We start from the raw sequence: 12,177 nt of genomic DNA, 5'->3' as shown, positions 1-12,177 counted from the left end.
GATGCACGGCGACAGCAGGGTGATGGTGGTGGTGTGTTTGGAGACAGCCAGTTTACCAGCACCCTGTCTGTCAACTTCCACTTTCCCAGGATCCCGCGAAGAACCTTTTTTGTTGCCCGTTTCCGGGTGGCCGACCTGTTGCTCTGCTTCCCTAGCGCCACGGGCAGCAAAAAGGGCACCCTGGTGGTGCCCCATTTTCTGGTCAAGTTCCTTACAGGGGCAGGCTGATCCGCGCTTCCAGCCCCCCCTCCTCGCGATTGTGAAGGCTGAGCTCACCGCCGTGCTGGTGCACCAGGGTACGGGCGATGGCGAGCCCCAACCCCACGCTGCCCGACTCGGTATTGCGGGCTTCATCCAGGCGCACGAAGGGCTTGAACACCTCCTCCAGCTGGCTCTCCGCAATCCCCGGCCCCTGATCGCGAACCAGGATCAGCAACTCGCCGTCACCGCGCACCAGCGAAACCTCGGCACCCCCTGCGTACTTGATGGCGTTGCCGATGAGGTTTTGCAGTACCCGGCGCAGGGTATTGGCCCGGCAGGCGTAAACCTGCTTGCCCTCGGCCAGGCAGGTGACGGGCTGGCCCATGTCGGCATAGTCGTCACACAGGCTCTCCAGCAGGCTGACCAGATCCAGCTCCCGGGTCGCCTCCTGCTGCCCCTCCTCCCGGGCAAAGCTCAGGGTCGCCGCCAGCATCTGCTCCATCTGCTGCAGGGTCTGCTGGAAGCGATCCTTGTCTTCCCCGTCTGCCAGAAACTCGCTGCGCAGCCGCAGGCTGGTGATGGGGGTGCGCAGGTCGTGGGAGATGGCGGCCAGCATCCGGGTTCTGTCCTGCACGAAGCGATCGAGCCGGGTGTGCATCCGGTTGAAGGCCTGGATGGACTCGCGGATCTCGGTGGGCCCCTCCTCGCGCAGGGGCTCGATGTCCTCACCACGCCCCAGCCTGTCGGCGTTGGCCGCCAGTTGCTTGAGGGGACGGGTCGCCCGGCGGAACAGCCAGATCATCAGGCCGATCACCAGGCTCGCCACCAGCAGCAGGTTGAGGGTGGTCTGCCAGGACCAGCTCGCCGTCTCCTTGTCCACCAGGGAGCTGAACTGGAGCCAGCCGCCGTTGGGCAGTTCGATGGAGCCGTAGAGCCGCATGTCCTGGGGCGGCGGCATGCCGTTGCGATCCTTCATCATGCGGTTGTGGTGCTGCCAGGCCCGGCTGCGCTGGATGTCCTGCTTCAGCTCGGCGCTGATCTCCACCGCCAGGGAGGATGGATAGCCGAGCTTGGCCCGCACCAGCTTCTCGAAGCGGGGGCTGCGGTTGTCCGGCTGCAACGGCTCGTCGGCCAGACGCAGCAGCAGGGTCTCGCTGCGGCTCGCCTTGAGGATCTCGTGATAGAGGGAAGGAGGAGAGAGGGAGAGCAGGCGCACCACGGAGATGATGCGTTGCATGGCGTTGCGGCTGTTGACGTAACCGAGGGCCTCCTCCCTGTCCGAACGGTAGATCTGGATACTGAGCAGCTGGATCAGCACCAGCCCCGCCAGGGCCACCAGCACTATCTGGCCGGTCAACCCCTTGGGCAGCAGCCTGGCGAAGACGCGCTTGATCATGTCGGCCTCACTCCTGGGTCACGTCGGCGGCGAACAGGTAACCGCCACCCCAGATGGTCTTGATGAGCTCGGGATTCTTGGGATCCCGCTCCAGCTTGCGCCGCAGCCGGCTCACCAGGGTATCGATGGCGCGATCGAAGGCCACCGCCTCCCGGCCACGGGCCAGATCCAGCAACTGATCCCGGCTCAGTACCCGCTGGGGCCGCTCCAGAAACACCTTGAGCAGATCGAACTCGGCGGTGGAGAGGCTCATCCCCACCCCCTCCTCGTCCACCAGCTCGCGGCGATTGACGTCGAGCAGCCAGCGATCGAAGCGCAGATCCCGGGTCAGGGTCTCCGGCACGGGCAGGCTCTCCGCCTGGGTGCGGCGCATCACCGCCTTGATGCGGGCCAGCAGCTCCCGCGGGTTGAACGGCTTGGAGAGGTAGTCGTCCGCCCCCATCTCCAGGCCGATGATGCGGTCCGTCTCCTCCCCCATGGCGGTCAGCATGATGATCGGCAGACGGGATTTGACCCTGAGCTCGCGGCACAGGGTGAGGCCATCCTCCCCCGGCATCATCAGATCCAGCACCAGCAGGTCGAACTCCCGCTCATCCAGCAGCCGCTTCATCTCCTTGCCATCGCGGGCGCAACTGACGCGCATGCCATGCTGCTCCAGAAAGCGCTTGAGCAGATCGCGGATCTCGCTGTGGTCATCGACCACCAGAATATGAGGGCTGCCTTGGTTCATCATCATCTCTCCGTTATCGGGCTGGGGCGATTATACGAAAATCAACCGGGCGGGTTGTGTCAAAGTGTGCCAGCACGCCCCTGTGCCACACTCTGCTACAAAATAGGCCTCTACTGGCAAATTTCAGACACTTCCACGGTGTTTACTGGATACCAAGGCGAAAGAGCCTCTACCCGTACACATCCGACAGGAGTTACCCATGAAAAAGCTGACCAAGACCCTGCTGACCGCCACCCTGATCCTCGGCCTGCCGCTGGGCGCCTATGCCGCCAGCGAGGCGGTCTCCACCGCGCAACCGACCCAGGCCACGGCGACCGGTTGCCCCATGGACGGTACCGGCATGATGGGCGGCAAGCATCATGGCGGCCGCCACGACAAGATGGCCCGCATGAAGAACATGACCCCGGAACAGATCCAGGCCCATCTGCAACAGCGCTACGACAAGATTGAAGATCCGGCCAAGAAGGCGGAGTTCGTGAAGAACCTTGGTCTGCGTGCCGACGGTATGATCAAGCACGCCGAGGTGATGAAGCAGTTCGCAGAAGCAAACCAGTAAATCGACGTAATGAAGCGGTTTGCCGAAGCAGACCCGCCGGCGGGGCCCTGCCCCGACACCGGCGAAAACGACAGGGTGGCGCAAGCCACCCTTTTTTTGTCTCCACCCCCCAGTTTTTTCACCTTTTCCTGCCTGGCCGCATCATGTTATGTGAGCGATAACAAACGTTTCACTTTCGAAATAAATCATAATGGTCCCTCACACAACAGACGCGGGCACGATCCCGGGCACAGTGGACAGGAGTCGTTATGGGATGGAATCTGGGCACAATCAAGGGGCGCTATACCGCCGTTTTTCTGGGCTTCATGGCGCTGGTGTGCGCCCTGACGGTGATCGGCATCCAGATCTGGATCACCCCCGCCCTGCAAAAGGCGGGGGAGGAGAACGTGGCGCTGCGAGTCGGCGAGATAGCGACCGACATCCGTGACCAGCTCAACGGGGTGCAGACCCAGTCGCGCAGCATCACCCAACTGGTGGCACAACTGCCGAGCGAGCAGATAGATGCCCAGCTCCCGGCCCTCATCGACCAGTACGGCAACGGCATGGTCTTCGGTGGCGGCATCTGGCCCCTGCCGGACAAGCGGGAGGCGGGACGCGCCAAGTTCAGTACCTTCTTCCACAGGGATGCGTCCAACGCCCTCATTCCCAACACCTACTGGAACTCGGCAGAGGCGCCCAACTATTTCGATCAGCCCTGGCACAAGGCCGGTCAGCAGGCGCCCCGTGGCGTCTGTGCCTGGGCCGCCGCCTACAAGGATGGCGCGAGCCAGCAGCCGAGAACCAACTGCGCCATGGGGATCTACCAGGATGGCGCCCTCTACGGGGTGTCGACCATAGACGTCACCCTGGGCTTCTTCAACGACCTGGTGGCCAAGAAAGAGCAGGAGATCGGCGGTCAGGTGATGATCATCGAGGCTGACGGCAAGATCCTCAGCCGCAACGCCCGTCTGACCGGGGATGTGGTGCTCGGCAACCTCTCCGCCCACGCCGACTATCCCTTCGCCCTCGCCATCAGCGGCTTGCTGGGCCAGGATGCGAGCAAGGGGCAGCTGCGCACCACCTTCCAGGATCAGGGTGAGGAACAGACCCTGCTGATGGAGGCCATCGAAGGGACCCCCTGGTTGCTGGCCGCCGCCCTGCCGACCCGCACCCTGACCCAGGACAGCCGGGATGTGCTCGCCACCCTGGCGAGCATCCAGCTCCCCCTGGCGGGGCTGCTGTTCGTGCTCATGGTGCTGGCCATCAGCCAGCTTGGCAGCCGCCTGCAGACCCTCAAGCTCAACATCGACGCCCTCAGCGCCGGCGACGCCGATCTGACCGCCCGCATCCAGGTCAAGGGGCATGACGAGCTGGACAACATCGCCCTGTCGGTCAACCGCTTCATCGCCTTCCTGCAACAGATGATGGTGCAGGTGACCGCCGCCACCGACCTCATCACCCGCGAGCTGGCCCAGCTCGATCAACAGACCGGGCAGGCCAGGCGGATCCTGGGGGAACACGCCAGCGAAACCGATCAGGTCGTCACCGCCCTCAACGAACTCAGCTCCACCGCCGACAGCGTTGCCCGCCACGCCAACGACTCCGCCAGCTTCACCGAGGCCGCCAACGGTCAGGCGGCCAGCTCCCGCAAGGTGGTGGGGTCAGCCTCCGCCAGCGTGGTGGCCCTCATCGACGAGGTGGATCTCGCCGCCGCCAAGGTGCTGGAGATGCAGGAAGATGCCCAGCAGATCGGCAGCGTGCTCGGGGTGATCGGCGGCATCGCCGCCCAGACCAACCTGCTGGCGCTCAACGCCGCCATCGAGGCGGCCCGGGCCGGTGAACAGGGCCGGGGCTTCGCAGTGGTGGCCGACGAGGTGCGTGCCCTCGCGGCACGCACCCAGAACAGCACCGCCGAAGTGGGCAGCATGTTGTCACGGCTCACCCAGGGGGTCGCCGAGGCCGTGGTCGCCATGGAGCAGACCAAGCGCAGTTGCCAGGCGGCGGCCGACACCACGGGGCAGGTCACCGGCGGCCTCGACACCATGGCCGACGCCGTGGTGCAGATCCACGATCTCAGCAGCCAGATCGCCACCGCTGCCGAGGAGCAGAGCCGGGTGACCGAGGAGATCAACCGCAACATGGTAAGCATTCGCGACATGCTGAACCTCCTGGTGGAGAACGGCGGCAACACGGAGCAGAGCGCCGCCACCCTGCTGGGGTCCAACCGCCAGTTGCTGGCACTGGTGCACCGCTTCAAGGTGTGAGCCTGAACGCCAGGCAGCAAAAAGGGGCCCGCGGGCCCCTTTTTCATTCACTTTGCCAGGACTCAGGCCTTGTTGGCCAGGTTCAGGGTCTTCACGGTCTCGCCTTCGAACTTGATGACCACGTTCTTCTGGGCCACTTCGGAGTCTTTCAGCAGGGACTTGGTGGTCTCGGCCAGCAGCGGGGAGGCCTTGTTCAGAGCGTCCAGGTCATAGGTCCATACTTCCAGACCGGCGTCGGTCTTGGTGCTGGCCGGGGCGCCCAGCTTGTCCTTGATGGCCTGCTTGTTGGAGCCGCCTTCCTTGATGTCCAGAGCCTTCTTGATCGCTTCGTTGGAAGCGGTGTCCATGGCGTTGCCAGCCATCTCTTTGGCGGTGCTGGTGACGCTGCTGGTCACGGTGTCGGTCAGGGAATCCATCAGGCCGGCGTGGGCAACCAGAGGCAGGACGGTCAGGGCAATCAGCAAGGACTTTTTCATGAAGATACATCTCGCAAGAATGAAAAGAGCGCGCATGAAACCAGCGGGATGAATTGGAGTCAAGAAAATCCCTTGGTCAAGCCGTATTCGGGGGGGAACAGCCCCGTAGCGGCTCCGACCAGTGCCCTTGTCAGCCGCTGAGCTGGTCCTTGCCCGCCAGCTTGGCCCGGTAGAGCGCCCTGTCGACCCTCGCCATCAGGTGGGACACCTGCTCGTCGGGGTCGGACTCCACCAACCCGAAACTCAAGGTCACGGGCTCGATCCCCTTGACCCTGGCATGGCTCAGGCGCTGCCTCAGCTTCTCGGCCACCACCCGGGCGTCGGGCAACCGGGTATTGGGAAGCACCAGCATGAACTCGTCACCCCCCCAGCGAGCCAGCAGATCGATCTCGCGGATGCAGCCCCGGGTCAGCTGCACGATATCGATCAGGGTCTGGTCCCCCACCCCGTGGCCATGGCGATCGTTGATCTGCTTGAAGTCGTCCACGTCCATGGCGATCACGGCAAAGGGCTCCTTGAAGCGCTTGGCGCGCTCATGCTCCAGCCGCACCGCCTGCTCCAGTCGATAACGGCTGGCCGCGCCGGTCAGGGAGTCCGTCTCCGCCAGGCGGCGGTTCTCCTCCACCTGGAACTGCAATGCCTGGTTGAGCCGCTCCAGTTCGGCGGTACGCTGCGCCACCTGCTGCTCCAGGGTGCGGTTTTGCAGCTCCAGCCTGGCGTAGAGTTCCCGCTGGGCGTGGATGTTGCGGTGTGCCCCCACCATCCTGGCGACACTGCCGTCCGGGTTGCGTGCGACGATACGGCCGCAATCCGCCACCCAGAGGTAGTCACCGTTACGGCAACGGCAGCGGTATTCGGCCCGGTAGTCCGCCGCCCGCCCGCTCAGGCAGGCATCGAAGCTCTCCATGACCTGTGCCAGATCGTCCGGGTGGATCAGGTTCTCCCAGGTGAAGACGGTGTTGTCGAGGGAGTGGGGCTCATACCCCAGCATCTGATACCAGCCGGGATAGCGATGGACATAGCCGGTGTTGGCATTCCAGTCCCAGAGACCGTCGCTCACGACCTCCAGCATGCCGCTCATCACGGCCTCGTCGAGGGCCGGTAGCCTTGTCATCTCATTGTCATGCAGCATGAAAACCTTCCTTGTTCTGCTACTCGGCGCCACGGATCCGCTTGTTGACCTGGCGGGAAAACCGGGCCTGCCGGTCGAGCCTTCAAGGGGGGGACTGGCCTCGACACCCCGTCATGACGGGTTATCGGCCAAGTAGCCCTCTTGTTGAACAACAGTAGCAGCCCGCACACTTTCGAGTTTTGCGCGCCGTCACGCTCCCTTCCGTTCTTCTGCCGGCCAGATTGCACCACGGCGGTGCACACCTTTGGCGCAGCCCTGCCCATATTGGGCAAGCCTCGCTGACCAGGGCTGCGATTAATAAGTAACTATATGAATAAAAAGAAAAATACTTTTCTGGCGCAATATTTGCCTTTATCTGGGTGAACCACAAGGATTGGGGATATTGCATGAAATTAATCACCGCCATCATCAAGCCGTTCAAACTCGACGACGTGCGCGAAGCCATCGCCAACCTCGGCGTCGAGGGGCTGACGGTTTCCGAGGTCAAGGGGTTTGGCCGCCAGAAGGGGCACACCGAGCTGTACCGGGGTGCCGAATACCAGGTGGATTTCCTGCCCAAGGTAAAGCTGGAGATCGCCACCCTGGCCGACAACGTCGAGCAGATCATCGAAGCCATCAGCAAGGCCGCCCACACCGGCAAGATAGGTGACGGCAAGATCTTCGTTTATGACCTGCAGGCCGCCGTGCGCATCCGCACCGGCGAGACCGACGCAGACGCCCTTTGATACGACTGGAACTGAGGAATACGACATGGAAGAGTTGATCACATCCGTCAGCGAGCTGCGCTATGCACTCGACACCTTCTACCTGCTGATCTCCGGCGTGCTGGTCATGTGGATGGCCGCCGGGTTCGCCATGCTCGAAGCCGGCCTGGTCCGCGCCAAGAACACCACCGAGATCCTGACCAAGAACATCCTGCTCTATGCCATCGCCTGCATCATGTTCCTGCTGGTCGGCTACAACATCATGTACGTGGACAACAGCGCCGGCGGCTGGCTGCCGAGCTTTGGCAGCCTGATGGGCAGCCAGGCGGACGACGCGGGCCACTCCCTGCACTCCGACTTCTTCTTCCAGGTGGTGTTCGTCGCCACCGCCACCTCCATCATCTCAGGTGCGGTGGCAGAGCGGATGAAGCTCTGGTCCTTCCTGCTGTTCTGCGTGGTGATGACCGGCTTCATCTACCCCGTGGAAGGCTACTGGAGCTGGGGCGGCGGCTTCCTGAAAGAGGCGGGCTTCTCCGACTTCGCAGGCTCCGGCATCGTCCACATGGCGGGCGCTGCCGCTGCCCTGGCCGCCGTGCTGCTGCTCGGCCCCCGTCGCGGCAAATATGGCAAGCAAGGGGAGATCTACCCCATCCCCGGCTCCAACCTGCCGCTCGCGACCCTGGGCACCCTGATCCTCTGGATGGGCTGGTTCGGCTTCAACGGTGGCTCCCAACTGGCGCTCTCCAGCGCCGCTGACGCCACCGCCATCGGCACCGTGTTCGTCAACACCAACGCCGCCGCCGCCGCCGGTGTGGTCGGCGCCCTGCTGGTCAGCAAGCTCACCTGGGGCAAGGCGGATCTCACCATGATCCTCAACGGCGCCCTCGGCGGTCTGGTCGCCATCACCGCCGACCCGGCCTCCCCCAGCCCGCTGTTCGCCAGCCTGATCGGCGCCCTGGCTGGTGCCCTGGTGGTCTACGCCATCGTCGCCTTCGATCGCCTGAAGATCGATGATCCGGTCGGTGCCATCTCGGTACACGGCGTCTGCGGCCTGTTCGGCCTGATGGTGGTGCCCTTCTCCAACACGAGCGCCACCTTCGGTGCCCAGTTGCTGGGTGCTGCCACCATCTTCGGCTGGGTCTTTGTCGTCTCCCTCGTGGTCTGGAGCCTGCTCAAGGCCACCATGGGCCTGCGGGTCAGCGAAGAGGAAGAGATGATGGGTGTGGATGTCCACGAGTGCGGCATCGATGCCTACCCCGAGTTCGTCAGCGTCAAATCCAGCATCTAAGCACGCCATCTGCTTGCGGGGCCCGGGGGACACCCCGGGCCCCGTTTTTTTGGGTGCTCTCAGCGCCCCTTGAAGGCGGGGTGATGCAACCGGCGATAGTGACTGGGCGCCAGCCCATGCTGGCGCTTGAAGGCGGTGGAGAAGTGGTATTCGTTCTTGAAGCCGCACTGCTCGGCCAACTGCTTCACCGGGTCGGCCCGGCTCGCCAGCAAGAGCGCCGCCCGCTGCAACCGCAACCGTTGCAGCAGCGCCATGGGCGCCAGCGCGAAATGCTGCTGACAGAGTCGATGGAGCTGACGCTCGGAGAAGTGCAGGGCGCCGGCCATGCGGGCTATGTCCCAAGGCTCGGTCAGCGCCTCTTTGAGCAGCAATTCGAGGCGCAGCGCCAGCCGCTCACCGCGGCTCTGTCCCTCTCCCTTTTGCAACAGGCGGCGCAGGTAGAAACCGAGCTGCTCCACCAGCAGCGCGCTGAGCAGCGGGTCCTGATGGCGCTCCTGCTCCGCATAGAGGTTCTCGATCGTGCGCAGCACGGTGGCCTGCTGGGAGGTACAGCCGAGCCGGGGGTGGCTGGCGAAGGCATCCCAGGGGGAATCCTTGTGCAACAGCAGCCACACCAGCTCCCACTCACCACCCTTATTCACCTGCTGGTTCAACGTCTCATTAAGCTGCTCACTCAACTGCTCACTAAGCTGGTAGCAGAGCGGCTCCCCGGCCGGGATCAGCGCCCACTCCCCGACCTGCAACCGCTCGCGGCGATCCCCCACCTGCACCTCCCCCTCGCCCCCCAGAGTCAGCAGAAAACAGTGCACATCGGCAAAGCGGCGGGAAATGCGATAACGGGTCTTGAGACGGGAATAGCCCGCCAGCCACACCTGCTCCTGTGCGAGGGCCGGCAGCAGGCTGTCGCAACAGATCTGCTCGCGGCAGTCGAGGGAGACGTCAATGACTTCAAGATTGGCAGTTTCAGACATCATCAGGACGGGCTCAGCCATGTCGAAGGGACAGGCCCCAGCATAGCATCAAGGGCATCAAGTCACAGGAGACCAGCCATGCATATCCATCACGTCGCCATCTGGGCGCAGGACCTGGAGGCACTCAAGGCATTCTACTGCTCCCTGTTTGGCGGGCAGGCCAATGAGCGCTACCACAACCCGAGCAAGCAGTTCAGCTCCTACTGCGTGCGCTTCGAGGGAGGCGCCAGCCTGGAGCTGATGCACACCCCCATCCTGTTCCCGGCAGATCTCCATCTGCCGCACCCGTTGCAGGGGCTGGCCCATCTCGCCTTCTCCCTCGGCAGCGTGGATGCGGTGGACCAGATGACAGCCCGCCTCAAGCTGCTCAAGGGCGCCGAGGTGAAACACCTGGACGGCCCCCGCTGGACCGGCGACGGCTATTACGAGAGCACCTTCCTCGACCCCGAAGGCAATCGGTTGGAGCTGACCATCTAATGCCTGAATGATCCCCTCACCCTCTCGTAAGTTCGATTAGCGAAGCGTAATCGGACAGCAGTAACGACATAGCACCCTTCTTCCGTTTATTAAAAATGGAAGAAAATGGCTGTGGATACGGGGAAGGAAAAATAGAACACACGGTAAACGTTGGGCTTCGCTACGCTCAGCCACAATCTACGCAACTTGTAGGTTGGTGCTGAACCTGCGAAACCCAATAAACCAGATTAGCAACTAAGGCATACGAATTTAAATCCGAGATAAAATACTGGATTCATTACCCATTAACGGTCCAATTCATTACTGGCTTTAGTGAATGTTGATCAACCAAGCAAGGATGAGCATCCACGCTCTTTAACTTCTGCTTCATCTTTAGCAACAATCCCGTCTTTAGCGAACGGTTTGGCGCTAGCCTCCCCTGCTGAGGAGTCTCTTCCAAATGCAGAACTACCCGTATCTGTCTTGTGTCAATCGCTGCGGTTGCAAGCTGCTTTTCTGTTTGATCGTTGGCATTGCATTTGGCCGCCCACAAACCAGCAAGGGTATTACGCAATTTAATAGCGATTTCATCAACTAAATCAATAGATTTAGTGCGTTTATGCACCCGATAATCTTTGACCTCAATAAGCCAAAATGTCTGGCCATCAATATACGCTAGATCCATTGCCTTGATTCCATCAGCCATCTTGATGAACTGGTTTCGATAAAAGCTCATATCATCGTATTTAAAGACCTGCGCGTTAGCAGGAAAGGTAAACGTCAATCTCCCTTCTGTTATCGCTATCATGCTCCGCTCCCAAGATAACGATCAGCCTGCTCCAACTCTTCATCCAGCAGAACCAGAGTCTGAATATCTTCCAATTCATCAGCCTGTTCTAGCACAGCTCCATCTTCACCCAGACTCAAACCAAAATAGCGACGCGACACTTTGTATTCACTACGAGCCAAAATCTCAATCTCACGTAGCAAAAATAGCGAGTGGCTCGCAATAAAAATCTGAATGCCTTGGGCAGCCAATGACAGAATAACTTTCGCGAGTATCTCGCGAATTCAACTTCGAAGTGCGACACTCGCCTATGCCGCCTGACGGTACTCTTCGAATACCTTGACAGGCTGCCTGAATCCGAGACATTTCCGAGGTCGTAGGTTGAGCCACTGCTCCGCTCTCCTGACATCCTCGTCCGTGACCTCTCTCAGGTCTGTTCCCTTTGGGATAAACTGCCTCAACAGCCCATTGCTGTTCTCGTTCAGACCGCGCTCCCACGAAGAGTAAGGGTGCGCAAAGTAAGTCTCGGCACCCAGCGCTTCCTCTATCGCCTTGTGTTCGGCAAACTCGCCGCCGTTGTCAAAGGTGATAGTATGCACCTGCTCGATGTAGGGCGTTAACATCTCGATTATCGCATCCCGCACCACCCCAGCCTGTTTGCTCGCGACCCGCTTGACCAGATAGAGCCGGCTCTTGCGCTCCACCAGGGTGACCAGTGCACCTGTGCCTTGCTTGCCCAGCACCGTGTCCGCCTCCCAATCACCGAGCCGCTCCCGGCTATCGACGATAGCCGGCCGTTCATCAATAGAGCGGGCTTCCTTGATGGGAGAACGCAGGCTGCTCGCCCCCTTGCGGTAGCGCTTGTGGCCCTGGCGCAGATGGCGGTACAACTGGCCACCCCGGGCTTTGTCGGCGGCCACATGGCGGTATATCCACTCGTGACTCACCATGAGGCCTATCTGCTTGCCCACCGTGCTTATCTGCTCCGGGCTCCACCACCAGGCGAGTGTCAGCTCGACAAACTGGATGACATCGGCAGATAGCCGAGATTTGGCCGCACTGGCCCGTCGGTGGGTGGCGTGCTGATGCGCATTGTCTGGCTGGTAGCCCTGCGGCCCGGCGTTACCGCAATGCTGTTCACTTAAGCGGAGCCGCATTGCGATTTACCGGAAAACGGGTCTTTGATATCTTCACCGCCCTGGGTCTCGATGGCCTGGGGCGTTTTTCTATGAACATG

At 61.7% G+C, this 12,177-nt stretch carries 13 protein-coding genes and 1 pseudogene; 5 read left to right on the top strand and 9 right to left on the bottom strand.

Translation table 11 applies throughout. The features are described 5' to 3' along the window. The 3 genes from PG883_RS20940 to PG883_RS20930 form a co-directional block, all read right to left on the bottom strand. Positions 1 to 195, bottom strand: a 195-nt coding sequence (locus PG883_RS20940) for a hypothetical protein (protein WP_270807972.1), incomplete at its 3' end; no start/stop codon positions are given. Between the two features lie 16 nt (positions 196 to 211). Next, the gene (locus tag PG883_RS20935; protein WP_052816044.1) at positions 212 to 1,597 is read right to left on the bottom strand and encodes an ATP-binding protein; all 1,386 of its coding nucleotides are present in this window, start codon (positions 1,595 to 1,597) and stop codon (positions 212 to 214) included. Positions 1,598 to 1,604: 7 nt separating this feature from the next. Beyond that, positions 1,605 to 2,327, bottom strand: a complete 723-nt coding sequence (locus PG883_RS20930; RefSeq protein WP_010675899.1) for a response regulator — start codon at positions 2,325 to 2,327, stop codon at positions 1,605 to 1,607. A 199-nt stretch (positions 2,328 to 2,526) separates the two neighbouring features. Between PG883_RS20930 and PG883_RS20925 the strand changes: the two genes are divergently transcribed. Together PG883_RS20925 and PG883_RS20920 are read left to right on the top strand one after the other, a co-directional pair. Then, entirely contained in the window at positions 2,527 to 2,883 is a 357-nt protein-coding gene (locus tag PG883_RS20925) for a hypothetical protein (protein WP_010675900.1), read from the top strand. A 248-nt stretch (positions 2,884 to 3,131) separates the two neighbouring features. Continuing rightward, a complete protein-coding gene (locus PG883_RS20920; RefSeq protein ID WP_039040120.1) occupies positions 3,132 to 5,126 on the top strand; it encodes a methyl-accepting chemotaxis protein in 1,995 nt (664 codons plus the stop codon). A gap of 62 nt (positions 5,127 to 5,188) precedes the next feature. Here the strand turns inward: PG883_RS20920 and PG883_RS20915 are convergent, their stop codons facing one another. Further along, complete coding sequence (locus PG883_RS20915; protein WP_270807966.1) at positions 5,189 to 5,602, bottom strand: hypothetical protein; 414 nt, start codon at positions 5,600 to 5,602, stop codon at positions 5,189 to 5,191. 130 nt (positions 5,603 to 5,732) lie between these two features. Further along, on the bottom strand, positions 5,733 to 6,734 hold the full coding sequence (locus PG883_RS20910) for a sensor domain-containing diguanylate cyclase (RefSeq protein WP_039040121.1): 1,002 nt from the start codon (positions 6,732 to 6,734) through the stop codon (positions 5,733 to 5,735). Positions 6,735 to 7,120: 386 nt separating this feature from the next. Here PG883_RS20910 and glnK point away from each other — a divergent pair, with 386 nt between their 5' ends. Both glnK and PG883_RS20900 read left to right on the top strand, forming a co-directional pair. Further along, positions 7,121 to 7,459 carry a P-II family nitrogen regulator gene (glnK, locus tag PG883_RS20905; RefSeq protein ID WP_010675904.1) on the top strand — a complete coding sequence of 113 codons (339 nt, stop codon included), beginning with the start codon at positions 7,121 to 7,123 and terminating at the stop codon, positions 7,457 to 7,459. A gap of 25 nt (positions 7,460 to 7,484) precedes the next feature. After that, a complete protein-coding gene (locus tag PG883_RS20900) occupies positions 7,485 to 8,726 on the top strand; it encodes an ammonium transporter (RefSeq protein ID WP_042864817.1) in 1,242 nt (413 codons plus the stop codon). Between the two features lie 59 nt (positions 8,727 to 8,785). Here the strand turns inward: PG883_RS20900 and PG883_RS20895 are convergent, their stop codons facing one another. After that, positions 8,786 to 9,700, bottom strand: coding sequence for an AraC family transcriptional regulator (locus tag PG883_RS20895; protein WP_042865419.1), 915 nt, complete (start codon positions 9,698 to 9,700; stop codon positions 8,786 to 8,788). Positions 9,701 to 9,775: 75 nt separating this feature from the next. On the opposite strand from PG883_RS20895, the gene PG883_RS20890 reads away from it, so the two are divergent. Continuing rightward, a complete protein-coding gene (locus tag PG883_RS20890) occupies positions 9,776 to 10,174 on the top strand; it encodes a VOC family protein (RefSeq protein WP_200163914.1) in 399 nt (132 codons plus the stop codon). A gap of 277 nt (positions 10,175 to 10,451) precedes the next feature. Here PG883_RS20890 and PG883_RS20885 read toward each other — a convergent pair whose 3' ends face one another. The 3 genes and pseudogenes from PG883_RS20885 to PG883_RS20875 all read right to left on the bottom strand — a co-directional run. Then, positions 10,452 to 10,961 (bottom strand): hypothetical protein, encoded by a 510-nt coding sequence (locus PG883_RS20885; RefSeq protein ID WP_200163913.1) that lies wholly within the window; start codon positions 10,959 to 10,961, stop codon positions 10,452 to 10,454. Further along, positions 10,958 to 11,191, bottom strand: a complete 234-nt coding sequence (locus PG883_RS20880) for a hypothetical protein (RefSeq protein WP_270807962.1) — start codon at positions 11,189 to 11,191, stop codon at positions 10,958 to 10,960. Before PG883_RS20880 ends, PG883_RS20885 begins: the two co-directional genes overlap by 4 nt. A 57-nt stretch (positions 11,192 to 11,248) precedes the next feature. Next, positions 11,249 to 12,064 (bottom strand): annotated as a pseudogene (locus tag PG883_RS20875) (IS30-like element ISAs2 family transposase); the annotation flags it as partial. Positions 12,065 to 12,177: the final 113 nt, after the last annotated feature.

The organism is Aeromonas sp. QDB25, assembly GCF_027707725.1.
GTDB lineage: Bacteria > Pseudomonadota > Gammaproteobacteria > Enterobacterales > Aeromonadaceae > Aeromonas > Aeromonas caviae.
Note: the sequence above shows the minus strand (reverse complement) of the source record. Positions and strands in the feature narration are given on the sequence as shown.

Bases quoted from the DNA above. Each gene is read 5' to 3' on its own strand.
- PG883_RS20935 (WP_052816044.1), bottom strand. From the start codon at position 1,597: ATGATCAAGCGCGTCTTCGCCAGGCTGCTGCCCAAGGGGTTGACCGGC.
- PG883_RS20930 (WP_010675899.1), bottom strand. From the start codon at position 2,327: ATGAACCAAGGCAGCCCTCATATTCTGGTGGTCGATGACCACAGCGAG.
- PG883_RS20925 (WP_010675900.1), top strand. From the start codon at position 2,527: ATGAAAAAGCTGACCAAGACCCTGCTGACCGCCACCCTGATCCTCGGC.
- PG883_RS20920 (WP_039040120.1), top strand. From the start codon at position 3,132: ATGGGATGGAATCTGGGCACAATCAAGGGGCGCTATACCGCCGTTTTT.
- PG883_RS20915 (WP_270807966.1), bottom strand. From the start codon at position 5,602: ATGAAAAAGTCCTTGCTGATTGCCCTGACCGTCCTGCCTCTGGTTGCC.
- PG883_RS20910 (WP_039040121.1), bottom strand. From the start codon at position 6,734: ATGCTGCATGACAATGAGATGACAAGGCTACCGGCCCTCGACGAGGCC.
- glnK (WP_010675904.1), top strand. From the start codon at position 7,121: ATGAAATTAATCACCGCCATCATCAAGCCGTTCAAACTCGACGACGTG.
- PG883_RS20900 (WP_042864817.1), top strand. From the start codon at position 7,485: ATGGAAGAGTTGATCACATCCGTCAGCGAGCTGCGCTATGCACTCGAC.
- PG883_RS20895 (WP_042865419.1), bottom strand. From the start codon at position 9,700: ATGATGTCTGAAACTGCCAATCTTGAAGTCATTGACGTCTCCCTCGAC.
- PG883_RS20890 (WP_200163914.1), top strand. From the start codon at position 9,776: ATGCATATCCATCACGTCGCCATCTGGGCGCAGGACCTGGAGGCACTC.
- PG883_RS20885 (WP_200163913.1), bottom strand. From the start codon at position 10,961: ATGATAGCGATAACAGAAGGGAGATTGACGTTTACCTTTCCTGCTAAC.